Raw genomic sequence first — 24,002 nt, 5'->3', positions numbered from 1 at the left:
CCCGAAAACCGGCAACGCAGCGGGTCCTCCCGCGTGTGCTCCCCGTGCGGACGCCCCCGAGACAGGCAGAAGACCACTCGATGTCGGGGCCGCCGAGGTGAGAGCCCGCGGGAGGCCCCGCCACCCGATCACTCGACGAACGGAACCGAAGAGTTCGGTCAACTGGCCTGCCGTTTGAGCCTGCGCCGTTCCCGCTCGGAAAGTCCTCCCCAAATACCGAACCTTTCGTCGTGCTCGAGGGCGTATTCGAGACATTCCGAACGTACTTCACATCCGGCGCAAATACGTTTCGCCTCGCGAGTGGAACCACCTTTTTCCGGAAAGAACGCCTCCGGATCGGTTTGGGCGCACAGCGCGCGTTCCTGCCAGTCCTGATCTTCCTCCGCCTCGATCAGTCCGGCCAGAATGTCGAGCTCGGCGACGCGAGCGTCCTCCCCCGCTGTCAGACCTTCCTGCTCGGTCCGCAACATTTGAACCTCCCCCGTTAAATTTTTCCGTTCCCGCGGCCCTCCCCAGGACTCACGGGACGTGATGAACCGGACAACCGGTTCGGTGTGGCCGGAATACCGGCCGCCGGACGAAATCGCGATCACGCCATCGCGGTTCGTCCGACCGTGCGCTTACCGGGCCTCCCGTCACCCGGCACCGCCGATCAGGTGATCGGTTTCCCCATCCCACCGAGTCAACCGATCAATCTTCCAGCGGTGAATAACACCAATGTGATTACACCCGTGTAGCCCGCCACGGTCAAGCGGAGACCATCCCGTAGGGGGACGGTTCCATCGACCGAAGGAGCAGAACGGGGTAACCGGAACAGTCCAACGGGGATCCCCCGTTCGGACCGCTCAAGATCCTCGAGTCAAGGAATACCACCGATGCGGCGACGACGCTTGGTGAGCGACCGGGAGACTGGTGGGGTGCGAAACACCCCGACACGTATCAGCCCACTGTTCCTCGCCCTGCTGGGGGCCACGGTCCTCGGCGGAGTGCTGGCCACCTCGGACAACCGGGCGCTGATCATCACCGGAGTCGTACTCCTCGTGCTCGGTGGCTGGGCCACCTCGCTGTGCCTGCACGAGTTCGGGCACGCCGTCGCCGCGCTGCGCGGCGGTGACCGCGAGGTGCGGGCGAAGGGCTATCTCACCCTCGACCCGAGGCGCTACACCGATCCGGTGCTGAGCCTGTTGCTGCCGATCCTGTTCGTGCTCATCGGCGGCATCCCGCTGCCCGGCGGCGCGGTGTGGATCAACCACGCGGCGTTGCGGTCCAAACGGGACGAGGCGAACGTCTCACTGGCCGGCCCGACGATGAACCTGCTGCTGGGTATCGGTCTCACCGCCTCGGTCGCCACGATCGAGATGCCGCTCGGACTGGCCGCCGGGCTGTCCTACCTGGCCTTCCTGCAGGTGATCGCCTTCGTGCTCAACATCCTGCCGGTTCCCGGACTGGACGGCTACGGCGCCATCGAGCCCTGGCTCTCGCCCAGGGCACGGCACTTCGGCGAACAGGCCCGGCCGTGGGCGCCGCTGGGGATCATACTGATCCTGTTCGTGATCCCCGGTGCGAGCTACGTCTTCTTCAGCGGGGCGGAAGCGCTGTTCAACGCGGTCGGCGGCAACACCCGCCTCTACGCGTACGGGAATCTGTACTTCCGGTTCTGGGAGTGACGCTCGTCGCGTGACCCGCCACGGGCGAGCACGCCGGGCGGCCCAGCGCTCCGCCCGGCACCGGTTGTCGCGGGCGGGGTCCACCAAGCCGCGGGACAGCCCCCGCCCCCGCCCGTGGGAGGATTCGGGACGTGAAGGTCGCAGTACTGGTCGGCGGAGTCGGTGGTGCGCAGTTCCTGCTCGGCGTCAAGCAGGCCCTGGGGCTGCCCCCGGTCGGCGAGCCCGAGGGGTCCGCACCGCACGAGGTCTCCGCGATAGTCAACATCGCCGACGACGTCTGGATGCACGGTCTGCGGGTGTGCCCGGACCTGGACACCTGCATGTACACCCTCGGCGGTGGCATCGACACCGGCAAGGGGTGGGGCCGCGCGTCGGAGACCTGGTCGGTCTCGGAGGAGCTGGCCGCCTACGAGGCCGAACCCACCTGGTTCGGCCTGGGTGACCGCGACATCGCCACCCACCTGATCCGCACCAGGATGCTGCGGGCCGGGTATCCGCTCTCGGAGATCACCGAGGCGCTGTGCGACCGGTGGCGGCCGGGCGTGCGGCTGCTGCCGGTGACCGACGACCGCGTCGAGACGCACGTGGCGATCGAGGACCCTTCCGGCTCGGGTGCCCGAGCGGTGCACTTCCAGGAGTGGTGGGTGCGCTACGGCGCCAAGCCCGAGGCCAGCGCGATCGTTCCGGTCGGCGCGGACGAGGCGACCGCCCACGAAGGGGCCATCGAGGCGATCAACGAGGCCGACATCGTGCTGGTGGCGCCGTCCAACCCGGTGGTCAGCATCGGGACGATGCTGGCCGTGCCGGGGGTACGTGCGGCGCTGCGCGAGACCACGGCGGCCGTGGTCGGGCTCTCCCCGATCATCAGCGGCGGGGCGGTGCGCGGCATGGCCGACGCCTGCCTGCGCGCGATCGGGGTGAGCAGCACCGCCCAGGCGGTGGGCGAGCACTACGGTTCCCGCTCCACCTCCGGGGAGGGCATCCTGGACGCCTGGCTGGTCCACAGCACCGACACCGCCCAGGTGCCGGGTGTGGCGACCCGTTCGGTGCCGCTGCTCATGTCGGACACCGCGGCGAGCGCGGAGATGGCGCGGGTGGCCCTCGACATCGGCGGGGTGGCCGCTCCGGAGGTGAGCGCATGAACGACCACGCCGCCGACGAGGAACTGCGGGTCCAGCCCGTTGCGGGACTGCCGGAGTTCGCGGCGGGCGACGATCTCGCGGGGGCGTTGCTGGCGGCGGCGCCCTGGCTGCGCGACGACGACGTCCTGGTGATCACCAGCAAGATCGTGTCCAAGATCGAGGGCCGGGTCATGGACACTCCGTCGGATCCCGAGGAGCGGGACGCGCTGCGGCGCGAACAGGTGCTGGCCGAGGCCGAGCACGTGCTGGCCCGCAAGGGCAGGACGCTGATCACGCAGAACAAGCTCGGCATAGTGCAGGCGGCATCCGGGGTGGACGCGTCCAACGTGGCCACCGACCAGATCGCGCTGCTGCCCCGCGATCCCGACACCACGGCGGAGCGGTTGCGCGCCGAGCTGGCCGAGCGGGCCGGGATCCGGGTGGCCGTGGTGATCACCGACACGATGGGGCGAGCCTGGCGGCTCGGCCAGACCGACGTGGCGATCGGTTCGGCGGGCGTGGCGGTGCTGCACCGCTACGCGGGCAGCACGGACTCGCTCGGCAACGCGCTGGAGGTCACCGAGGTGGCGGTGGCGGACGAGATCGCGGGCGCCGCCGACCTGGTCAAGGGCAAGCTGGGCAGAACCCCGGTGGCGGTGGTGCGCGGGATAGACGAGCGCGACGACGGTTCACGAGCGGGTGACCTGGTGCGCACCGTCGAGGAGGACCTGTTCCGGCTGGGAACCGCCGAGGCGATCGCGCAGGGACGCGGCGAGGCGGTGCTGCTGCGCCGCTCGGTGCGCGAGTTCGCCGACACACCGGTGGACGCCGAGGCGCTGCGCCGGGCGGTGGGTGCGGCGTTGACCGCGCCCGCCCCGCACCACACCCGACCGGTGCGGTTCGTGTGGCTGCGGGACCGCGCACTGCGCGGCAAGCTGCTGGACGCGATGCGGACCGCGTGGCTGGAGGACCTCCGCGCGGACGGGCTCTCCGAGGAGCGGGCCCGCCGCCGCGTCGGGAGGGGGAACCTGCTCTACGACGCGCCGGAGCTGGTGGTGCCGTTCCTGCTCCGGGACGGCGCGCACGACTACCCGGACGAGCGCCGCACCGACGCCGAACGCTCGATGTTCGTGGTCGCGGGCGGGGCCGCCGTGCAGAACCTGCTGGTCTCGCTGGCCGCCGAGGACATCGGCTCCTGCTGGGTCTCCTCCACGCTGTTCTGCCCCGAGGTGGTGCGGCACACGCTGGAACTGCCCGAGCACTGGGAGCCGCTGGGGGCGGTGGCAGTGGGGTACCCGGCCGAGCCGCCCGAGGGGCCGCGAGAGCCGCGCGATCCGGAAGAGGGTTTGGTGGAACTTTGAACGGGCCGCACACCGACGCGTTGCACACGCTGGAGGACTGGACACCGCCCACAGTGGCCGGTGGAGCGCCCGATCCGGGGCAGGAGGCGCTGCGGCACGCCTTCGTGGGCCTGCTGCGGGCGCGCGGCGACGCCTGCCTGCGGGAGTGCGAACCGGGCCACGTGACCTGTTCGGCGCTGGTGTTGGACGACAGCGGCGAGCACACCATGCTGACGCTGCACCCCAGGGTCGGCCGGTGGTTGCAGCTGGGCGGGCACTGCGAGCCCGCGGACGAGACGCTGGCCGCCGCGGCGTTGCGGGAGGCCACCGAGGAGTCCGGCGTCGAGGGGCTGGTGGTTAATCCCGACCCGGTGCACCTGGACGTGCACCCGGTCACCTGCTCGTTGGGCAAACCGACCCGCCACTTCGACGTGCGGTTCGTGGTGCGCGCGCCCTCCGGGGCCGTGCCGCGCCGCAGCGAGGAGTCGGTGGACCTGCGCTGGTGGCCGCTGGGTTCGCTGCCCGGCGGTGGCGATCTCACGCCGCTGGTGACGGCCGCGTCCTCCCGGCTGGGCGGCGATTTCGCGAGAAATTGACGGCCGTCCGGGGCGGATCCGATATCCGAACGCTGGTCCGATCCCCGAGGCCCGGAACACGCCGACCGGAACGAGCACCCATGAGCCACCCGGCCACACTGCCGCCCTGCCCCGACCCGCGCACCGGGCAGCCTCGTCCACCGCACGCACCGCTGGTCAGAGACCGAAACCGGAACGCGGCGACCAAGCGGGGTAAGCAGCACAACGCACCACGGCCGCCGCACGAGGCGTCTCCGATGGTCGAGTGGTTCCACCACTCCCGGTTACGCTCCCTGCTGGCCAGATTGACCCTGGTGTCCGTCATCTTCGTGATCGGTGTCTTCATGGGCGGGGTCGATCTGCCACGAGTGCTGGTTTTCTGGGTCACACTGGGCTCTTGGGCGTTGATTTCCGGGCTACGGAAGCACAATCCGAGCCTGTCCGCCGGGGTCGACTGGTTGGCCCACGAGAACGGGGACTTCGTGCTGACCTATCAGCTCGCCTTGGTCGAAGTAACCGGAACGAAGCTGCACCAGTCGCTGCGGCTCGTCGACGTCCACGGCAACGAGTTCTCCTCCTATCTCGACGATCCGCAGCGGAACACCGAGCTGTGGGACCTCGTCTACAACGGCATCCTGCACTCGGTGCATGTCAACGGGGCCACGATCAGCCAATCCACCCGCGATTCACTCGAACTCGACGACCCCTTGCGCTTCCGGGGATAGTGAGCGGCGCGGTTCCCGACGCTTCCCTGCCGCCGCACACCGAACCGCCGAGCGAGAGGTGAACGATGACCGGCAAGAACCCCGGCAAGGACCGCCGTCTCGACTGGCGGGTATCCAGCTACAGCGGCAACAACGGCGCGTGCGTCGAGGTCTCGGCGCTGCCCGGCGCGGTCACCGCCCGCGACTCCAAGGACCGCCAAGGCGCGGTGCTGACCTTCGACCAACACCAGTGGCGGGCCTTCCTGCACAGCCTGCGCGGGTAAGCACCGGGAAAACCGCGGACGACGACGATCCAACGCCGCTGGTGACGGCCGCATCCTCCCGGCTGGGCGGCGATTTCGCGAGAAATTGACGGCCGACCGGGGCTGCGGCCGGGTACTACCTCAGCGGTCGTTCACCGCACCGCGCAGTGTTCCCAGGAAGTCGAGCCACCGCGCCTCGGTGAAACGCAGCGTCCCGTGCTCGGGAGCCTTCGAGTCCCGCACGGCCACCGCGTCGCCGCCCAGTCCCACCTCGACGCAGTTCGCGCCGTTGCTGGTGTAACTGGAAGTACGCCAGGTTAACCGATCCATCGCATTCCTTCCGTAGTCAGCTCAACGCTCGCGCTCGTTTCGCGATCTCGTCGATCGACTCCTCTTGGGTGAGCGCAACCGAACAGAGCCTCTCAGCGGCTTTTCCGTAAGCCGCTACCTGATTCTCGTCCTGGATGTAGACCGCACCGTTCGGGTACTCGATGTAGCCCACCGACTTCGCTTCCTCGAAGTCGAGCACGCTGAACTCACCATCGAGACCGTCGTGTACCGGCACGGACAACGGCATCACGTGCATGGTCACGTTGTCCCGGCTTGCGAGTTCGAGCAAGTGCCGCAGTTGCGAGGCCATCACTTCCGCCCCACCGACGAGTCGGTCGAGCACCGACTCCTCTATGACCGTCTGGAAGTCGAGCGGCGAGTTCCCGTCGAAGAGTCGCTGCTGACGCTCCATCCGGAGCTTGACGACGCGTTCGGCGTCGATAGCGCTCACTCGAAGGTTATCGGCCAACAGGGCCTGCGCGTAATCCGGAGTCTGCACCAGTCCCGGCAGCGCCAGCGGTTCGTACATGAACTCCCGTGTGGCCAGCCCCTCCAGCCCGACGAATGTCTTCATCCAGTCCGGCACCACGTCCGAGAAGGCGGCCCACCAGGTTCCCTGATCGGCTCTGCCGGAGAGTGAAGCCAACCGGTCGATCTGCGCCTCGTCGGCTGCGTAGAACCGCAGCAACGTGGTCACTTCCTCGGGATGTTGCTGGTTACGGCCGATCTCCAGATAGTTGATCTTCGAGTGGGTGCACCCGAGCGCCTTGGCGGCAGCGCTCTGAGTCCTGCCCGAAGCGATACGCGCGAGGCGTAGCTCGTTGCCTATCAACCAGCGCAACGCGGACGGATCTGATCTGTCGGCCACCAGCGAACCTCCGTGTGCTCACCCACTTCCGGCTCCAGTTTCCCAGCATCATGTTCGCCCACTGAAATTCACCTACTTGTGGCACTTACACCGGCACATGTGCCTAGTAATGTGCCAAAGTGTCGACCGGAGCTGACGAGTCTGGAACTTTTCCCAGCGAACAGCTATCGAGTCGGCCTCACTCACGAAAAGCGAGGAAAGGAACGACCATGACGCTTCCCGAGGAAACGCTGCGCTGGCGGGGACCGGTGGTGTGGTGGCAGCCGGTGGCGGGCTGGCGGCACGCGCTGTCGCCGGAACTACGCCCCAGACCGGGGCAGCGACGAACGACGCTGTGCGGCGAGGACGTCGAACTGATCGACCCGACCGAGGTGGACTGGCTGATGCCCACCTGCGACACCTGCATGTCACTGGCCTGCGGCCGGATGGAGCAACTACGCCTGAACGAGGACGAGGAAGCGCGACGCCGAGCCGCGATCCGTCGTCTGACAGGTGAGAGTGAATGAGCACATCACGGGAAGAACATCGACTCGAGGAATGATCCCGCGCATGGCGGCACGGATCACGTCGTGCCGCCAGCCTACTGTGATGCTCGGCAGGAAACCGATCCTTCTGAGTAGCAGCACCCTGTCGATTTCGCAATTCAGAGTGACACCCTGCCCACTGATTCACTTTCGGCAGGCTGGGGAGGACCGTTGGCGATCAGCGACGCCGCGGGCGCGGTCGGCGACTTCGTCGGTGACATCTTCTGAAACGAGCACCCATGAGCCACACAGCCGGACTGCCGCCCAAACCCGACCCCAGGACCGGAGAACCACGGCCACCACGCGCGCCGCTCGAACCGGATTGGAAGCGTGCCGAGGACAAACGTCCCGGAGGTGAGCACCAAGTACCTCAACCACCCGACGGATACGGCCCCGTACTCGAATGGTTCCGTCCCACACGGGGTTACTCCGTGACACTCGGTGCGATCATGGCGACCATCATGTTCGTCTTCTTCTGCATCAGGGACACTGGATTCAGTTGGATGACGACGTGGTGGCTGTGGCTGTTCGTCGTTCTTTCACCGATACCGTTCCTGTTCATGGGGAGAGCCATCCGCATTTCCGCTGGCGCGGACTGGCTGCGCTACGGGAAGAGCGGATTCGTCGGCACCTACGAGCTCACCACGGTGAAGATCACGACCGGTGGAGCATCACGTTATCTTGAGCTCACGGACGAACACGGAAACAGCACGTACGCTCCGCTACACAACCTTCAGATGAACCGCGAGCTGTGGGACCTCGTCTACAACGGCATCCTGCACTCGGTGCGCGGCAACGGCGCCGAGACCAACAAACTCGCCCGGACCTTCCTCGACCTCGACAACCCGCTGCGGTTCCGAGGGGAGTGAGCGGCGCGGGCGCCGCCCGCGACTCCGAGGGCGCCAGGGCGCGGTGCTGACCTTCGACCACCAGCAGGGGCGGGTCTTCCCGCACAGCCTGCGCGGCTGAGGGCTGTCCGTAGATTTCTCGCGAAATCGCCGGCTCACCCGTGGCGCATCGCTCGTTCACCGAGCCGGGCTCGTCTCTCAGCCGGGGAGTTTCGTAAACCGCCCGGTGCCGGCCCTGGGGGGCGGGGCCACCCCACCCACTCGTAGCCCAGGTTCTCCGTCCACTCCCGTTCCGACGAGGTCGGTGTCGATACGATCACCCGCTGCTCGGCGAAATGCTCATTTCGGACCGTTTTCCTGTCCCGGAGCTTCCTCACGGACCGCGCGCACTGCCTCGACGATCTCGTCCATGCTCAGCGGGCCACCGCCCACCGGCTGCAGTTCGGTCAGTGCAAGATTTCGCGCGAACCGCGCTTCTTCCTCCGACATCCGCTCCCTCAGCAGTCGTGCGAGAAGCGCACCCCACCGGCGGGCAGTTCCACGCCGGGCCAGACGCGCACGCCTTCGAGCAGTTCGCAGCCCGCGCCGACCACGGCACCGTCGGCGACCACGGCACCACGCAGCACCGTGCCCGCCCCGATAACGGCCCCCGCTCCCACGACGCTGTCGGCGATCTCGGCACCGGCCTCAACCCTGGCCCCGTCGAACAGCGTGGCCCCCGAAAGCGCTGCCCGTTCGGACACGACGCAGTCCGCACCGACCGTGGTACCTCCCCCCAGTGAGGCGCTCTCGGCGATCGAGGCACCGGGCAGCACCAGCGACTCCCCCACCCGGCCGTCGAGCGCCTCCGTGGGAGCGACGCCCCGGACCAGATCCGCCGAGCCGCGCGCGAAAGCGGCGGGCGTGCCCAGATCCAGCCAGTAGCTGGAGTCCACGTACCCGTGCAACCGCGCTCCGGACTCCAGCAGTCCCGGGAACGTCTCGCGCTCCACCGAGACGGGACGGTCCCCGGGAATCCCGTCGATCACCTCACGACGGAAGACGTAACACCCCGCGTTGACCTGGTCCACCGGAGGATTCGGCGTCTTCTCCAGGAAAGCGGTCACCCTGCCGTCCTCGTCGGTGGGCACACAGCCGAACCGGCCGGGATCGTCCACCCTGACCAGGTGCAGTGTGACGTCGGCCGCATCCGCGCGGTGCTCGCCCAGCAGCGCGGGCAGGTCCACGCCGGAGAGGATGTCCCCGTTGAACACCAGCACATCGGGTTCCCGCAGCCGGTCCGCCACGTTGCGGATCGCACCGGCGGTGTCCAGCGGCTCGTGCTCCACCACGTACTCCAGCTCCAGCCCCATGCCGGAACCGTCACCGAAGTACTCGGTGAAGGTCTCGGCCCGGTAGGAGGTGCTGAGTATCACCCTGGTGACCCCCGCGGCGCGGATCCGCGAGAGCAGGTGGGTCAGGAACGGCACTCCGGCAGTGGGCAGCATCGGTTTGGGGGCGGACAGGGTCAGCGGCCGCAACCGCGTGCCTCGGCCACCCACGAGCACCACGGCCTCCGCACCGCTGGTCGGCGCGTGGTCGTCGGGACTCGTCATCGCCATGCACCTCCCCGGACCGAGGGTCCGCTCGTTTCGACTCGCACGGGTGATCGTCGCCTACGACCCGGCCACTTCACACCGTCGTCGAATTCGACCAACTCATCACCCTGACGTAGGAATCCATGAGGAATACTCTGGCAGTAGCAGCACCCACCTGGTATGGCGCCCCTGGTCGGCACGGTCCGCCAATGCGAAACCACGCGGTGTCGAACACTCTGTCACGATGGACCTGCCACCACGGGGTCGAGCCGTGAGGTCGGCCGACTCGGGACCGGCTAATCCACCGGACGGACGGGCCACGCTGCGGCTGAAAATCCACCGGCCAGCATTGAGAGGGACCAATGGACCCCCGCAACCGAGCCGACGAATCACTTGCTCGTGCGCGGGCACGGGGTGCGTTCGTCGTCACACCGGACAGCGCTACCTCGCCGATGGACGCGGCGCAGACCGTGCGCATCCCGCGCGACTCGATGCGTGACGTGGAGCGGGAGGATCCGAACTCCACGCAGCTCCTCCCGGACTCGACGGGACAGTCCTCCCAGCGGGAGCAGCGGAGCAATCAGCAGGAACAGCAGAACCCCCGAGGGGAACAGCCCAACCAGTGGGAGCAGCGTCCCCGCCAAGGGGAGCAGGAGAGCGCGCGGCGCTCGGAGCCCCAACGGCCGGAGCAGCACCCCCCGGCCGAGCACTCCACAGCCGAGCAGCCGTCGACCGAACAGCGGGCCTGGCCCACCTACGACGCCGACGTACCCACCACACCGCACCGGATCGACAACGCCGCCTACCGGCACGATCCCCGGCACAGTCCACAGCGGTTCGACTGACTCGGCGTCCCGGCAGACCCACTCTGCGCGGGAGAAGAGCTCACCGGGGGGTGGAGCCCTTCAACTCCCGGGCCGAACCCCGACCACTTCCGCTGTCGGCACCGCTGCGGGATTCCCCGCAGCGGTGTCGATTTCTCGCGAAATCGCCGGGCCGGTGCGGCGGTGCGGGCGTCAATTTCTCGCGAACTCGCGGTGCACGAGAACGTCGTCGGGAAACGACCATGCGACTGAGAAGCGCGGGAAACCCCGAAGCCGAACCCCGAGCACTCCCGCAGGTCGAGTTCCAACCACTCTCACCACCGGCACCGCCGCGGGTTCTCCCGCACGGCTCTCGCGAAGACGCCGGAGACGTTGTGTACCTACCCGATGTCGCCGGACCCGCAGCGAGAGCCGTGCGAGAGATTCCGCCACGGAACCATCCCAGCAGCTGACGTGGAACGCTCTGCTACTAGCGGTCGGAGTTGCGCGCGACGAACCGGGCACGTGCGCCCAGCGCGGCCCGCAACGCGACCCGCAACGGTGCGCGGGTCGGCCCGGGATTCCGGTCGGCGAGGTAGCGGTATGCACTGCGATGGTGTTCGTGCAGCATCCGCCCCGAGGAACGGGCCGTGGCGTGCCCACCGATGTGGGTCACCTCACTGTCCGGCACGTACACGTTGAGCCAGCCCGCGCGGCCCAACCGGTCGCCGAGGTCGACGTCCTCGAAGTACATGAAGTAGCGCGGATCGAAACCGGTCACCGAGTCCAGCGCGGCTCGCCGCAGCAACAGGCAGGAGCCGGACAACCATCCGGCCGTGCGCTCGGCGGAGCTGTCGGTGGACTGCCGGTAGGCGCGGCTGAACGGATTGTCGGGCCATATCCCGCCCAGCAGGGCGTGCCCGGCTCCTCGTCCCAGTGACGGCAGCGCTCGGGCCGAGGGGTAGACGCTGCCGTCCGGTTCCCGGATCAACGGGCCGAACGCACCGCCGCGCGGCCAGCGTTCGGTGGCCGCCAGCAGCTCGTCGAGACTGCCGGCGCTCCACTCGACGTCGGGATTGGCGACGACCACCCAACCGATGTCGTCGCCCAACTCGGCGATACCGCGGTTCGCGGCCGAACCGTAACCCAGGTTGGCGCCCATACTCGCGAGCTCCACGCCGGGGCGCAGCGCGGCGCGTTCCGGGGAGCCGTCGGTGGAACCGTTGTCGGCGAGGATCACGCTGAGTTGCCGATCGGTGGCCTTGGGCAGGGTCTCCAGAAAACGGTCCAGCGCGTTGCCGGGCGAATAGGTGACGGTGACGACGGCGAGCCCCTCGCCGTAACTTTGGGAGTCGCGCACGTCGTCATTCTCACGCATGGCGCGGAACCGAGCGGCCCCGGGAGCCGCCAACCGCGACGCCCCGCCCGGAGGCGGCCGAGTTACGGCGACGCCGCACGCCGCCTCGCCCGGAGCGGTTTCACCGCAGACAGCGGTGCCACCGGTTGCGCCGGTGCAGATACTCGGCGTGCTCGTAGGCGGCGCGATGCCTGTCCGCGCAGTCGGCCCAGGTGAACTCCTTGGCACGCTGCTGGGCCGCGCTGGACAGTTCGGAACGCCGCACCGGATCGTCGAGCAGCTCGCCGATTCCATGCGCGATCCCTCGTTCCGCCACACCGCAGTAGGCCACCGCGTCTCCGCCCACCTCCGGCAGACTGAGCCTTCGGGTGGTGAGCACGGCCGCGCCGCAGGCCATCGCTTCCAGCACCGGAAGACCGAACCCCTCCCCGAGGCTCGGATAAGCCACCAGGGCGGCTCCCCCGAGCAAACCGGCCAACCGATCGAACGGTTGATAACCGGCACGAATCACCCGAACACGGTGCGGTACCGATTCGAGCGCGTTTTCCACATCGGTGTCCCACCCGGTCTGCCCGGCCAGCACCAGAGCGGGGGAATCGCGACGGTCGGCGACCGCCCGGGCGAAACCGCGGATCAGCGCCGGAACGTTCTTGCGCGGCTCCAACGCCCCCAGAAAGGCCACATAGGGCTGGTCGCCGAGCCCGAGGGAACGCCGCACGGCGGTGACCTCCTCAGGTGCCGGCGGGTGGAACCGCTCCGGGTCCACCCCGTGATACATCACCCGCAGCCGCGTGGCGTTGGCTCCGGCTGTGCGGATGAGCTCGTTGGAGGTAGCTCTGCTGGGCACCACGCAAACCGTGGCGCGGCGCAGCGCCGCCCGGGTCCACGCCCGGAAGAACCGTGCCTTGACCGGCGAGTGCAGCGGCGCGTCGGAGAAGAACGTGGCGTCGTGCAGCGTCACCACCGAAGCGCTGGTGTTGGCCAGCGGAACGGTGTAGTGCGGGGAGTGCACCACACGGGCGTTCAGCCGCCTCGCGAGCCTCGGCAGCGTGGTCTGCTCCCAGGAGAGCCGGGCGGTGCGGGTGACGACCGAGTCCGCGGCGGGCACTATCCGGGTGTGCGGCGCGATCCTGCCGTAGAGCTCGGCGTCGCGTGGCTGGCAGGCCACGCTCATCGGTGTTCCGGCGGTGTCCAGCGCGGCGAGCAGGGAATCGATGTATCTGCCGACGCCGCCTCGGTCCGCGGGCACGGCGGTGGCGTCGACAAGCACGTGTGGATCTCCTCGGTGCACGCGAGCAGCCTAGGAGGTAGGCATCGGCCCTCGTGGCGGGATGGTGAAATCCACCGCCGCCAAGCCCGAAATGTGACAGCGCTCCCACCCGTTGGGGGGATCGCTCACCGAGCGTCGGGGCGCGGAGAGTGGTTAGCCGCGTCCGCAGCACCGGTGTGCAGGCGCCAGACGCGGCGGGCGGTGTCGTGCCAGTCGAACCGGCTCGCCCGAGAGCCGCCGGCTTCGATCATCCCTGCCGCCAGACGTGGATCGGCGAGCACCTCGCGCAGCGCCGACGCCAGCGCGGTCGCGTCCGATCTGGGCACCGCGACGCCCGCCCCGTCCGCGAGTTCCACGAGCGCGGGAGCGTCGGAATGCACCACCGGGGTTCCGGCCGCCATCGCCTCCAGCACGGGCAGCCCGAATCCTTCAGCCATGCTGGGGGCCACGAGGGCGGCCGAGCGACGCAGCAGCACAGCCAGGTCGCTGTCCGCGACGGGACCGAGATACCGGAGCCTGCCGGGTGGGAGCCCGTGGCGAGCCGCGAGATCCGACAACGAGACGTCGCCCCAGCCGGGCGCGCCCACCACCAGCAGTGGGACCTCCGGAGCTTCCGGCTCGGCCAACGCGCGGATCAACCACTCGTAGCCCTTGCGGGGCTCGATCGTGCCCACGGCGAGCAGGTATCTCGGTGGCAGCCGCAGCCGACGTGCCCTCTCCTCCGCTGACTCGCCCGTCTCCGCTGGGTGCCCCGTCTCCGCTGGGTGCCCCGTCTTCGCTGTGCCGGGGGAGAGCACGGCGGTGCCGACCCCTTCGCCGATCACCTCGATCCGCGTGGCGCTCGGGACGTGTCGCCGCAGGTCGGCGGCGACCGCCTCGGTGGGCACCACCAGCGAGTCCGCCTTTCGCGCCGCCCTGGCCACGGCTCGCCGGTGCCAGACCGCGCCGCGTGCGGTGAGTGTCTCGGGATGGCTCCAGGGAACCGTGTCGTGCACGGTCACGACCAACCCACGGCCGGGCGCGACCGGCGGGAACAGCGGCGTGGGGGCGTGCACCGAATCGGCGGAGACGCGGGGCCACCGGCAGTACTGCCAGGCCAGGGTCAACGCCCTTCTCGGCAGTGGCAACACCTCCGGGCCGCCCACTCCCTCGACCTCGGCGCGGGCCGGATCACCGCCGGAGCTGACGACCGTACTCACTTCCCAGCCGGGCGGAGCCGTGGCCGCCAACGCGCGCAGCAACTCACGGGTGTAGCGCCCCGTGCCACCCGGTACCGGTGCGAGCAACTGCTCGGCCACGACAACCAGCTTCGGCACAGCCACCCCCAGTCCACACGTTTCACCGACCGCTGCCCGCCAGACAACCACATCCGCGATCGGGGTGAGGCGATAGGCTACGGACGTGACCGTGGAGCAGGCCCGCAGCACGATCGTGGTGGTGACCTGGCGCGGTGCCGAGCACATCGGAGCGTGTCTGGACGCGCTCGCCCGGCAACGGAACCACCGGCTGCTGGTGGTGGACAACGCCTCCGACGACGGCACGAGCGAACTGCTGGCCCGGCACCCTTCGACTCCCGAGGTTCTCCGACTACCCCGCAACCTCGGCTACGCGGGCGGTCTCGCTGCTGCCTTCGGGCTGGTGCGGACACCCTACTTCGGCTGGCTCAATGACGACGCCGCACCGGCACCGGATTGGCTGGCCACATTGGAGGATTCGTTGGACCACGATCCGGGTGTCGGTGCGGCGACGAGTCGGATGTGGAACCGGCGGGGGCCGCTCTCCAGTGGTGTTCGGCTGACCGGCACGGGGCACGGCGCCGACACCGTGGCGGGGGACGGCATCGTGCCAGCGGACAACGCCGGTACGGGTGAGGAAGTGTTCGGGTTCTGCGGCGGGGCGGCCCTGCTGCGCACCTCGGCGCTCTCGACGGTCGGCGGCATCCCGGCCGACTACTTCTGCTACTACGAGGACACCGACACCTCCTGGCGCCTGCGGCTGGCCGGGTACGGGATCACGCGGACGGCCGCGAGCTGCGAGCACTCGCACGGTTCGTCCTCCGATCCCGGATCGGCACGGTTCCACCGCTGGAACGAGCGCAACCGGCTGCTGACGCTGCTGCGCTGTGCGCCTGTGGAGGTCGCCCTGCGGGAACTGCTGCGGTTCGGCGCGATCACCCTCACGCTGCCCTGGCGCGGACTGCGGCAGCGGCGAGTCCCGGACGCAGCGAACTTCCGGGTGCCGCTGCGGCTGGGAGTGCTGGCCGAAGTGGCCGCGCGGGCGCCGACGACTCTGCGGCAGCGACGCAGGATCACCGAGGTCTGTGCCGTCGATCGCCGTCGTCTCTGGCGGAGCTGGGCCGGGAAGTGAGGGACGTAGGCCCGCCTTCCCGGCCGGGAGATCAGGTTTCGACGGACTCTTTCCCGCTGAACATCTGGTAAAGCCGGACACAGGCGGGCACTCCCACCATGAATCCGAACAGCATCACGGCCAGCATCACGGGCACCCCGAGCCATATGTTCGGCTCGTAATCGGCCCGGAACACCTCCGGACGAGTGCTGGTGGTACCGGCACCACCGCTTCTGATGGCCCGCCGGACCACCGCGACTTCCTCACCGACATCGCCGGGCTTGAGCTGCGAACCCGAGACCTCCCACATCTCCGTCGTGCCGTCCCGCCAGGTCACCCGCGCCTGACAGATGTAACCGAAACCGACGATGTTGCCCCGCTCCGGAGCGTCCGACTCCGTGATCGGACCGTCGAACCGGCACTGCTGCGCCACAGCCGTGCCACGAGCCGTCACTTCCGAACCGACAACCCCGAAACCGAAGAACGGGATCACCACGAGGATCCCCGAGAGGAACAGTGCCACCCCGACCGGCACCAGCAACACGTCACGAATGAAACGAACAACACGCACGCCGAACTCTTCCTCTCCCGTTCTTCGGCGATCGAACCGAACGAACTTTACTCACTCGACCGGAACGCTCTCCCCCGAGAAAATCCGGGACAGCCCGGAAATCCCGAGAGCGGCGAACACGAATCCCAACAGACACGTGGCCAGGACCGAACCCCACGCCAAGAGCACCTGTGGTTCGAAGTCGGCACGGTAGATCTGCGGACGCGTGTCGCTGCCCTTGGAGTAGTCGATCCGCCGCTCGACAACGTCCACCCTGTTCCCGACATCGTCCCCGGTCAGTTGCGAACCGCTCACTTCGCGCGTCTCCACACCGCCGTCGTTCCAGTGAACCCGAGCTCGGCAGATCCATCCGAAGCCGATCACGTTCTCCCGCTTCGGGGCACTCGACTTCGCGATCGGCCCCGCGAAGCGGCACTGCTGCGCGACAGCGGTACCGCGCGCCGAGACCTCGGCCCCCGCCGCACCGGTTCCGAAGTACGGCAGTACGACGAAGAACGCGGCCAGAAACAACAGCACCCCGATCGGCACCAGCAACACATCACGAACAACACGCACGATTTCTCCCAGGACCGGCCCGATAGCTGCTCCGCGAGCTACGAAAACTTCACGGCTCACGCACCGTCGGTGTGATCGTGCTTGCCCATCTCGTGATCCGCGTAGTCCTGGTCGTCGGCCGTGGCACCGATCGCGGCGGTGTTGCGAGCGATCTCCTGCCCACGGGTCAGATCGGACAGTGAGCGGTTGCTCGCCCAGTTCTGGATACCCTTCCCGATCCGCGAGTTCGGCTGCAGCAACTCGTCCACCTTGGTCAGCAGTGGTTTTACCTTGCCCACGAGCTCAGCCAGCTGCCGGAAGGCCCGGACGATCTTGTCCAGCCATTCGGAGACCCTGCTGGCCCACTTCGCGACGATCCGGATGCCGTCGGCGATGAGCAGCGGGGTGAGCGCACCGAGCGAGAGACCGGCCGCCGCCGAGGACCGCACCAGATAGGTGACCAGTTCGGACATGGCCGAGGCGATCATGTCCCGCACGGTGGTGCGGACGATCAGGATGGCCGTTCCCGCACCGGAAACCGCCGCGCCAACCGCCCTGGCCGATTCCGCGGCTCCCTCGATGAGCTTGGCCTCGCCGGAGCCGAACATCCGGTACGACTCGGCGGCCGGTCCCTGCCAGCCTGCCGTGTCGGTGTCGACCGCCTGTTGCATCTCCGTCGCTGCCTGCTGCAACTCGTCCGAGATGTTGGCCCAGGTGTGGGCGTTGGCCTGCACCTGGTCGTGGTTGCCCGCCAGCGAGTCCAGCATGTCCGGTAGCGGCCAGACGTGTTCCATCATCCAGGCGAAGGTGGAGGTCAACAGCGCGTCGAACGGATTGGCCACGGTGGCGAGAGCGTCCACAGCGGCGGCGCCGCCGGTGATGGCGGCTTCGCCCCAGTCCTCATTCTTTACCGCGCGCCAGGAATCGACGGCGAAATCGACGACCATGAGGCCGTCCTCCCACATCTGGGAATCCGGCTCCGCCTCGACCAGCGGATTGTCCTGGCTCACGTCAGATCTCCCCCAATTCGTTGCGCACCGACTCCAGTAGTTCGGAGACGTGCTGATCCACGGCGTCGTAGGTCTCCGCCGCTCCCTCGATCCCGGCGGCCGTGGCCTCCACCGCCGCGTTGGCGGTCGCGATGGTCGCCATGCACTGCACCTCGATCGCACCGATCAACGGGGTGAGGATGGGGCTGCACAGGATCCCGTACGCGTCCGTGCCGTTCAGCGAGACCTCACCGGCAGCACCCTGCGCCGTGCCGATCCGGTCGGTCACCTGCTGCAGGTGCTGCGCGTGCGCGCGGATCTCGTCGGTGTTGACGTCGAAACGCTGTTCTCCCAAGGTTCACCTCCTGCGCTGGTTCAGCCAGTCGTACTCGTCGAACTGCTCGTCGTCGGAGTCCTGGCCGCCACGAGTGGACGCGGCGTCCCCCTGCTCCGGTTCCACCGGAAACCGGTCGCGCATCCCGGACAACACCGAATCCATCGTCTCGCTGTCCTGCCCCAGCACGGGTTCCATCGCTTCCCGCATCCGATCCGTGAGCTGCGCCTGGGCCGAACGCACCGTGGTCAGGATCGTCTCGGACAGCTGCTCGGGACGCTGTCGCAGCGCACCGTCCTCCAGCCGCAGATCGGACATGTTGCCGTTCTGGTCGACGGTCACCCGCACCGAACCGTCCCCACTGCTCGCCTCGCCCGAGACCGCCGAGGCCGCGTCCTGGATGCGCTGCGCCTGCTGCATCTTGTCCTGGATCTGCTGCCGGAAACCGGCCAGCATCTCGTCCGGATCGGAAGGTGTGCTCACTTTTCCCCTCGTCCTTTCACCCGGTCGTGCTCCGAACTCGTACGGATACTACGGAGCGGTTCACAGCGACATGACACCAGACGAGTGAGGCCGTGTTGGGCAGAACGGATCATTCCGGACAGCGGACACCCGACACCGGGTGCCTGCGCGAAGCGGTACTCACCCGATAGGGCAGTCTGGTGGCGTGGCTGACCCCGGGAACAGTGCCGAGCTGCCGATGGTGTCGGTGATCACCGTCAACTACTACGGCACCGACAGCACCATCACCTGTCTGAACGCGGCGCGAGAGTTGGACTACCCACCCGACAAACTCGAACTCATCTGCGTGGACAACGAGAGTTCGACCGAGAACGCGGAACGGCTCGGTGCTCTCGACGGGGTGAAACTGCTGACGTCCCGGGAGAACCTGGGATTCGCGGGCGGCTGCAACCTGGGGGCCCGGGAAGCGAGCGGCACCGTGCTGGCGTTCCTGAACAACGACGCGGTACCGGACCCGGGGTGGTCGCGCGCGGCGGTCGAGGTACTGCGTGCCGCACCGACGGTGGGAGCCGTGGCGGGCAAGGTGCTGGATTGGCAGGGCAGCCGGATCGACTTCGTCGACGGCGGGCTTACCTGGTTCGGCATGGGCTACAAGCGCCACGCTGGCGAGCTCGACGACGGCAGTCACGACGGCGCCCGCGACGTGTTGTTCGGCACCGGTTCCTCGCTGTTCGTACGCACCGAGCTCTTCCGAGCACTCGGTGGGTTCGACGAGCGGTTCTTCATGTTCTACGAGGACGTGGACCTGGGGTGGCGGTTGAACCTGCGCGGCTGGCGGGTGCGCTACGAGCCGACCTCGGTGGCCTACCACCGGCACCACGAATCTATGACCGCGGTGAGTTCGGCACGCGAGCACTACCTGCTGGAGCGCAACGCCCTGGCCGCGTTGTACAAGAACGTCTCCGAGGCGACCCTGGCGCGTGCGCTGCCCGCCGCGCTCGCGTTGAGCGTGCGCAGGTCGACCGCCCGTGGCGAACTGGACCCGCACCAGCTGGAGCTGGACCGCAGGCCCGCCGATCCGCGCGAGGACGAAACACCCGTACCCGTGGACCGACAGGTCCTGGCCGGGGTGCTCGCCATCGACCGGTTCGTCGACCTGCTGCCCGAGTTCGCACGCGCCCGCGAGGTCGAACAGCGCGAGCGGGTCCGCTCGGACGCCGACCTGGTTCCGCTGCTGCGCAAAGCGATGGAACCCGCCTATCCGCTACCGCGTTACCTCGCGGCGCACGACGCGCTGGTGGAGGCCTTCGAGCTGGAAACCGTCTTCGGGGGCTCGCGCCGGATCGCGGTGTTGACCGGGGACGCGATCACCGAACGGATGGCCGGGCCCGCCATCCGGGCATGGCACACGGCGGAAGCGCTCGCCGTGGAGCACGAGGTGCGACTGATCAGCGTCAACGCCGAGGTCACTCCCTCCGATGCGGACTTCGCGGTGCTGCGCGCCGCACCCCGCGAGCTGCCGTCGCACGTGGACTGGGCGGACATCGTGGTGGTGCAGGGGCACGTGCTGGAGATGGTGCCCGCGCTGCGACGGCAGGACTCCGGCACGATCGTGATCTGCGACATCTACGACCCGATGCACCTGGAACTGCTGGAGCAGGGCAGGGACACCGACGAGCAGCGCAGGGACGCGGACCTGCGCGGCACCACCGAGGTGCTCAACAAGCAGCTGCGCCGCGGCGACTTCTTCCTCTGCGCCTCGCAGCGGCAACGACACTTCTGGCTGGGCCACCTCGCCGCACTGGGCAGAATCACACCCTCGGTCTACGACGACGACCCGACCATGCGCTCGATGATCTCGGTGGTGCCGTTCGGACTGCCGAACCGGCCACCGAGTCGCACCGGCCCGGGCATGCGCGGGCAACGGGAGGGCATCGGGCCCGCGGACAAGATCGTGCTGTGGGCGGGTGGGGTGTACAGCTGGTTCGATCCGCTCACCCTGCTGCACGCGGTGCACCGGCTGTCGGAACACCACCCCGAACTGCGGTTGTTCTTCCTCGGGATGCGGCACCCCAACCCCGACGTCCCGGAGATGGGCATGTCGGACCGGACCAGGGAACTGTCCGACCGGTTGGGACTCACCGACAAGCACGTCTTCTTCAACGAGACCTGGGTGCCGTACGAACAACGCCAGAACTACCTGCTGGACGCCGACTGCGGAGTCACCACGCACTTCGAACACGTCGAGACCACCTTCGCGTTCCGCACCAGGATGCTGGACTACCTCTGGGCAGGGCTGCCGGTGGTCACCACCGACGGCGACTCGTTCGCCGACCTGGTGCGGGACGAACGGCTCGGCGTGGTGGTCCCCGCCGAGGATCCGAATGCCCTGGCGGAAGCCATGGAACGGGTGCTCTACGACGAGCCGTTCATCCAGGAGTGCAAGGAACGGATCGCCGAGGTGCGGGAGCGGTTCACCTGGGAGACGGCACTGCGACCGCTGACGGAGTTCTGCCGCGCTCCGCGTCCGGCTCCGGACCGCCTACCGGCCAGTGCTCCGCTGACGCGAACACCCCGGAAGTCGAGGACGGCGGCGCTGCGCGAGGATGTCGGACTGCTGCGCGAGTACCTGGACCAGGGCGGGGTACGCGAGGTCACCAAACGTGCGGCGGGCAGACTGCGCCGACTCGCCGGGCAACGGCTGCGTGGCAAGGGAAACCCCTGACGTGCGGATAGTGCTGGACGGAACCCCGCTGTTGGGAACGCGCACCGGGATCGGACGCTACACCGCCCGCCTGAGCGAGGCACTGGCCGAACTCCCCGAAACACGGGTGCGGCTGCTGGGACTGACCACCCGCGGCTGGTACGCACTGCGCGGTGCGGCCCCGGCGGGAACCCGGACGTGTGGTCCACCGCTTCCCGCGAGGATGCTGGCGGCGTGCTGGTCGCGTTCGGAGTTCCCACCGATCGAACCGCTGGGTGTGCGCGGTGACGTGGTGCACGGCACGAACTTCGTGCAGCCCGCCACGGCACGCACTCCGGGGGTCGTCACGATCCACGATCTCGACTTCCTCGACACATCCGCGAGCGGTACGAGCGGTGCAGTGCGAGAGCGGTCGGTGGCCCGCTCCGTACGGCGAGCGAAGGTGGTGTGCACCCCGAGCTCGGCGGTCGCCGAGCGGGTCGTGGCACGTTTCGGGATCAGTGCGCGGCGCACGGTGGTGACCCCGCTGGGAGTGGATCCGGAGTGGTTCGAGGCGCGACCGCCGGACCCGGCACTGCGGCGACAGTACGGCCTGCCGGCGGACTATCTGCTCTTCGTTGGCGACGACGGCCCGCGCAAGGGACTGTCCACACTGCTGGAAGCGCTGGATCCCACACTGCCGCCGCTCGTCATGGCGGGTCCGAGCGGTACGGGGACGGGAGAAGCGCGCTCGCTCGAGCGGGTGATGCGCACCGGCTACCTGCCGGACGAGGTGCTGCGCAGCGTGGTGGCGGGTGCCACCGCGCTGGTACTCCCGTCGCGCGACGAGGGATTCGGGCTGCCGGTCCTGGAGGCGATGGCCGCCGGGGTTCCCGTGGTGTGCAGCGACATCGCCGCGCTGCGCGAAGTGACGGCGGGGCACGCCCACCTGTTTCCGTACGGCCGTGCCACGGCACTGCGCGCGGCACTGCGTCGGGCCGTAGAGTCAACCGGGGACCACGAGTCCCGGGAAGCGGCACGCGGCCACGCCGCCGGATTCACCTGGCAAGGATGCGCCGAGGCAACGATGCGGGCCTATCGGCTGGCACGGTCCTGACGAGGTGGCGCCGCCTCCGGCGCCCGCCAGCTCGGGGCCGACAGCTCGACCGGCGGAACCTCCCACCGCTCGGCCGCGCCAGTTCCGAGCAGGACACTCGCGGGCGACTTTCACGCCATTCGGCCCCGCCGTGACTTCGGAGCGGATAGGATCACCAGTGGTGATCAGCAGTACACCCTGAGTGCTCGCGCGGTTCCGCGACACCGGGGAGATTCGCTTCGCGGGGGAAAGGTGCTCTGGGCGCTGAGCGTGTTCGCGATGAGCGCGGGCACCGCCGTGGTGCCGGTGTTCAGTGCCGAGGTGTACCTGGTTTCGGTGGTGCTGACCCAGCCCGGCCCGCCGTGGTGGGTGCTGGGCCCGGTGGCGGCGGTGGGACAGCTGTTGGGCAAGGCGGTGCACTACCTCGCCGCTCGGGGTGCCTTGCGGCTGCCGAAACTGCTGAAGCGCGACGGTGGCCGCGAGGGGTGGCGATGGCCACGCCGACTGGGCGAGCTGTGCGAGCGACACCCCGTCGGCGGGGCGAGCACGGTGCTGCTCAGCGGCCTGGTCGGCGTGCCACCGTTCGCCGCCGTCGTGCTCGCGGCCGGGATGCTGCGAGTTCCGTGGCTGGTGTGGCTGCCCAGCGCCGCCACCGGCCGGGTGGCGCGATTCTGCCTGCTGGCGGCACTGCCGGGCCTGCTGCGGCTCAGCACCCCGCTGGCGGGTGCTCCGCTCTGCTGAGCGCGCTCCGCAGTGCAGCGCACGGGCAGCACTGGAAAGCACGGGCAGCCTTGGAGAGGAGCGTGGCCGGAACTCAGCTCGCGCCCCAGACGGCACCGTGCCGCTCGAAAGCCACGCGCAGCGCTTCCCGCCAGTGCCGCAGCGGAGTGAGGCCGCCCTCGGCCCACTGCCGGTCGGACAACACCGAGTACGCGGGTCTGGGCGCCGGGCGGGGCACATCGGCCGTGGCGACCGGACGCACTCGGTCGGGGTCGGCGCCCAGCTCCTCGAAGATCGCCCTGGCGAACTCGTAACGGCTCACGCTGCCGGTGTTGGTGCAGTGCAACACACGTGCCGCGGGCTCGTCCCGGCGCGCGACCGAGTCGGCCAGTTCCAACAGCCCACCCGCCAGGTCGGCGGTCCAGGTCGGCGAGCCGATCTGGTCCTCGGCAACCGAGACGGTCTCGCGTTCGGCGCACAACCGGGCCATCGCGCTGACGAAGTTCGCTCCCCGCGCGCCGTAGAGCCACGCGGTGCGCACCACCCACGCGCGGGAATGGGCGGCCAGCACGGCCTGTTCACCCGCCAGCTTGGTGCTGCCGTACACGCTGCGCGGGCCGGTCTCGTCGGTCGGTTCGTAGGGCTCGACGGCATCACCGGCGAAGACGTAGTCGGTGGACACGTGCAGCAGCGGCATCCCGCGCTCACGGCACAGCCCGGCGAGCTCGGCGGGACCGCGCGTGTTGACCCGCTCCGCCGTCGCGCGGTCGGACTCGGCGTCGTCCACCGCGGTGTAGGCAGCCAGGTTGATGACCACCGGCCGCAGCCCCGCGTCACTCGCGGCGTCGGCGAACGAGTCGACCGCGTCGGTGAGCATCCCGGAGTCGGTGATGTCGAGTTCCGCGGAGCCCGGGGCGTGCACCAGCCCCGCCGCCCCTCGGGCGGCCGCCAGATCGGCGCCGAGCTGGCCACGTCCTCCCGGGATCAGCAAAGCAGAGGGCGGCATCGATTTTCTCCTCG

Annotated in this window: 27 protein-coding genes; 13 read left to right on the top strand and 14 right to left on the bottom strand. The window is 68.9% G+C overall.

Annotation, left to right across the window (positions count from 1 at the left end; genetic code table 11):
• Positions 1-158 precede the first annotated feature (158 nt).
• The gene (locus BLR41_RS16620) at positions 159-470 is read right to left on the bottom strand and encodes a WhiB family transcriptional regulator (RefSeq protein WP_092629543.1); all 312 of its coding nucleotides are present in this window, start codon (positions 468-470) and stop codon (positions 159-161) included.
• Positions 471-875: 405 nt separating this feature from the next.
• On the opposite strand from BLR41_RS16620, the gene BLR41_RS16615 reads away from it, so the two are divergent.
• The 6 genes from BLR41_RS16615 to BLR41_RS16590 all read left to right on the top strand — a co-directional run bounded on the left by BLR41_RS16615 (position 876) and on the right by BLR41_RS16590 (position 5,691).
• Entirely contained in the window at positions 876-1,667 is a 792-nt protein-coding gene (locus BLR41_RS16615) for a site-2 protease family protein (protein WP_245694355.1), read from the top strand.
• Between the two features lie 131 nt (positions 1,668-1,798).
• Positions 1,799-2,809 carry a 2-phospho-L-lactate transferase gene (cofD, locus tag BLR41_RS16610; RefSeq protein ID WP_092629542.1) on the top strand — a complete coding sequence of 337 codons (1,011 nt, stop codon included), beginning with the start codon at positions 1,799-1,801 and terminating at the stop codon, positions 2,807-2,809.
• The gene (locus BLR41_RS16605; RefSeq protein ID WP_092629541.1) at positions 2,806-4,149 is read left to right on the top strand and encodes a coenzyme F420-0:L-glutamate ligase; all 1,344 of its coding nucleotides are present in this window, start codon (positions 2,806-2,808) and stop codon (positions 4,147-4,149) included. The genes cofD and BLR41_RS16605 overlap by 4 nt, the downstream gene beginning before the upstream one ends.
• Positions 4,146-4,724, top strand: a complete 579-nt coding sequence (locus tag BLR41_RS16600; RefSeq protein ID WP_092629539.1) for an NUDIX hydrolase — start codon at positions 4,146-4,148, stop codon at positions 4,722-4,724. The genes BLR41_RS16605 and BLR41_RS16600 overlap by 4 nt, the downstream gene beginning before the upstream one ends.
• Positions 4,725-4,804: 80 nt before the next feature.
• Positions 4,805-5,428, top strand: coding sequence for a hypothetical protein (locus BLR41_RS16595; protein WP_143013109.1), 624 nt, complete (start codon positions 4,805-4,807; stop codon positions 5,426-5,428).
• A 65-nt stretch (positions 5,429-5,493) separates the two neighbouring features.
• Positions 5,494-5,691 carry a DUF397 domain-containing protein gene (locus BLR41_RS16590; protein ID WP_092629534.1) on the top strand — a complete coding sequence of 66 codons (198 nt, stop codon included), beginning with the start codon at positions 5,494-5,496 and terminating at the stop codon, positions 5,689-5,691.
• Positions 5,692-5,811: 120 nt separating this feature from the next.
• Here the strand turns inward: BLR41_RS16590 and BLR41_RS16585 are convergent, their stop codons facing one another.
• Together BLR41_RS16585 and BLR41_RS16580 are read right to left on the bottom strand one after the other, a co-directional pair.
• Positions 5,812-6,000, bottom strand: a complete 189-nt coding sequence (locus BLR41_RS16585) for a DUF397 domain-containing protein (protein WP_092629531.1) — start codon at positions 5,998-6,000, stop codon at positions 5,812-5,814.
• A 16-nt stretch (positions 6,001-6,016) separates the two neighbouring features.
• Entirely contained in the window at positions 6,017-6,868 is an 852-nt protein-coding gene (locus tag BLR41_RS16580) for a helix-turn-helix domain-containing protein (RefSeq protein WP_092629529.1), read from the bottom strand.
• Between the two features lie 209 nt (positions 6,869-7,077).
• Here BLR41_RS16580 and BLR41_RS16575 point away from each other — a divergent pair, with 209 nt between their 5' ends.
• Together BLR41_RS16575 and BLR41_RS16570 are read left to right on the top strand one after the other, a co-directional pair.
• The gene (locus tag BLR41_RS16575) at positions 7,078-7,374 is read left to right on the top strand and encodes an HC3 family zinc finger protein (RefSeq protein ID WP_092629528.1); all 297 of its coding nucleotides are present in this window, start codon (positions 7,078-7,080) and stop codon (positions 7,372-7,374) included.
• A gap of 257 nt (positions 7,375-7,631) precedes the next feature.
• Positions 7,632-8,261, top strand: a complete 630-nt coding sequence (locus BLR41_RS16570) for a hypothetical protein (RefSeq protein WP_245694353.1) — start codon at positions 7,632-7,634, stop codon at positions 8,259-8,261.
• Between the two features lie 318 nt (positions 8,262-8,579).
• Here the strand turns inward: BLR41_RS16570 and BLR41_RS23165 are convergent, their stop codons facing one another.
• A complete protein-coding gene (locus BLR41_RS23165; RefSeq protein WP_218120190.1) occupies positions 8,580-8,729 on the bottom strand; it encodes a hypothetical protein in 150 nt (49 codons plus the stop codon).
• Between the two features lie 8 nt (positions 8,730-8,737).
• Complete coding sequence (gene manB, locus BLR41_RS16565; protein ID WP_092629682.1) at positions 8,738-9,835, bottom strand: mannose-1-phosphate guanylyltransferase; 1,098 nt, start codon at positions 9,833-9,835, stop codon at positions 8,738-8,740.
• A 344-nt stretch (positions 9,836-10,179) separates the two neighbouring features.
• Between manB and BLR41_RS23160 the strand changes: the two genes are divergently transcribed.
• Entirely contained in the window at positions 10,180-10,662 is a 483-nt protein-coding gene (locus BLR41_RS23160; protein WP_218120189.1) for a prolipoprotein diacylglyceryl transferase, read from the top strand.
• A 448-nt stretch (positions 10,663-11,110) separates the two neighbouring features.
• On the opposite strand, the gene BLR41_RS16555 is transcribed toward BLR41_RS23160, so the two are convergent.
• From BLR41_RS16555 to BLR41_RS16545, 3 genes are all read right to left on the bottom strand, one after another.
• A complete protein-coding gene (locus BLR41_RS16555; RefSeq protein WP_092629680.1) occupies positions 11,111-11,998 on the bottom strand; it encodes a glycosyltransferase family 2 protein in 888 nt (295 codons plus the stop codon).
• 100 nt (positions 11,999-12,098) lie between these two features.
• Positions 12,099-13,247 (bottom strand): glycosyltransferase family 4 protein, encoded by a 1,149-nt coding sequence (locus BLR41_RS16550; protein ID WP_092629526.1) that lies wholly within the window; start codon positions 13,245-13,247, stop codon positions 12,099-12,101.
• A 125-nt stretch (positions 13,248-13,372) separates the two neighbouring features.
• Complete coding sequence (locus BLR41_RS16545) at positions 13,373-14,563, bottom strand: glycosyltransferase family 4 protein (RefSeq protein WP_342745387.1); 1,191 nt, start codon at positions 14,561-14,563, stop codon at positions 13,373-13,375.
• Between the two features lie 85 nt (positions 14,564-14,648).
• Here BLR41_RS16545 and BLR41_RS16540 point away from each other — a divergent pair, with 85 nt between their 5' ends.
• Complete coding sequence (locus BLR41_RS16540; RefSeq protein WP_092629525.1) at positions 14,649-15,614, top strand: glycosyltransferase family 2 protein; 966 nt, start codon at positions 14,649-14,651, stop codon at positions 15,612-15,614.
• A gap of 31 nt (positions 15,615-15,645) precedes the next feature.
• Here the strand turns inward: BLR41_RS16540 and BLR41_RS16535 are convergent, their stop codons facing one another.
• Genes BLR41_RS16535 through BLR41_RS16515 form a run of 5 tightly spaced genes read right to left on the bottom strand, consistent with a single transcriptional unit; the run spans position 15,646 to position 18,504 of the window.
• Complete coding sequence (locus BLR41_RS16535) at positions 15,646-16,164, bottom strand: DUF6346 domain-containing protein (RefSeq protein WP_176798020.1); 519 nt, start codon at positions 16,162-16,164, stop codon at positions 15,646-15,648.
• 51 nt (positions 16,165-16,215) lie between these two features.
• Entirely contained in the window at positions 16,216-16,719 is a 504-nt protein-coding gene (locus BLR41_RS16530) for a DUF6346 domain-containing protein (RefSeq protein ID WP_176798019.1), read from the bottom strand.
• Between the two features lie 56 nt (positions 16,720-16,775).
• Positions 16,776-17,708 (bottom strand): WXG100 family type VII secretion target, encoded by a 933-nt coding sequence (locus tag BLR41_RS16525; RefSeq protein WP_092629524.1) that lies wholly within the window; start codon positions 17,706-17,708, stop codon positions 16,776-16,778.
• A 1-nt stretch (position 17,709) separates the two neighbouring features.
• Positions 17,710-18,042: a type VII secretion target gene (locus BLR41_RS16520; protein ID WP_092629523.1), complete on the bottom strand. Its 333-nt coding sequence runs from the start codon at positions 18,040-18,042 to the stop codon at positions 17,710-17,712.
• Between the two features lie 3 nt (positions 18,043-18,045).
• The gene (locus tag BLR41_RS16515) at positions 18,046-18,504 is read right to left on the bottom strand and encodes a YbaB/EbfC family nucleoid-associated protein (RefSeq protein ID WP_092629521.1); all 459 of its coding nucleotides are present in this window, start codon (positions 18,502-18,504) and stop codon (positions 18,046-18,048) included.
• 217 nt (positions 18,505-18,721) lie between these two features.
• On the opposite strand from BLR41_RS16515, the gene BLR41_RS16510 reads away from it, so the two are divergent.
• The 3 genes from BLR41_RS16510 (at position 18,722) to BLR41_RS16500 (ending at position 23,003) form a co-directional block, all read left to right on the top strand.
• On the top strand, positions 18,722-21,208 hold the full coding sequence (locus BLR41_RS16510; RefSeq protein ID WP_092629674.1) for a glycosyltransferase: 2,487 nt from the start codon (positions 18,722-18,724) through the stop codon (positions 21,206-21,208).
• Positions 21,189-22,283: a glycosyltransferase family 4 protein gene (locus BLR41_RS16505; RefSeq protein WP_218120196.1), complete on the top strand. Its 1,095-nt coding sequence runs from the start codon at positions 21,189-21,191 to the stop codon at positions 22,281-22,283. Before BLR41_RS16510 ends, BLR41_RS16505 begins: the two co-directional genes overlap by 20 nt.
• Before the next feature lie 258 nt (positions 22,284-22,541).
• A complete protein-coding gene (locus BLR41_RS16500) occupies positions 22,542-23,003 on the top strand; it encodes a VTT domain-containing protein (RefSeq protein WP_245694346.1) in 462 nt (153 codons plus the stop codon).
• A 73-nt stretch (positions 23,004-23,076) separates the two neighbouring features.
• Here BLR41_RS16500 and rfbD read toward each other — a convergent pair whose 3' ends face one another.
• Positions 23,077-23,988 carry a dTDP-4-dehydrorhamnose reductase gene (gene rfbD / locus BLR41_RS16495; RefSeq protein ID WP_092629519.1) on the bottom strand — a complete coding sequence of 304 codons (912 nt, stop codon included), beginning with the start codon at positions 23,986-23,988 and terminating at the stop codon, positions 23,077-23,079.
• Positions 23,989-24,002: the final 14 nt, after the last annotated feature.

It is taken from the genome of Actinopolyspora mzabensis (assembly GCF_900101095.1).
GTDB lineage: Bacteria > Actinomycetota > Actinomycetes > Mycobacteriales > Pseudonocardiaceae > Actinopolyspora > Actinopolyspora mzabensis.
Note: the sequence above shows the minus strand (reverse complement) of the source record. Positions and strands in the feature narration are given on the sequence as shown.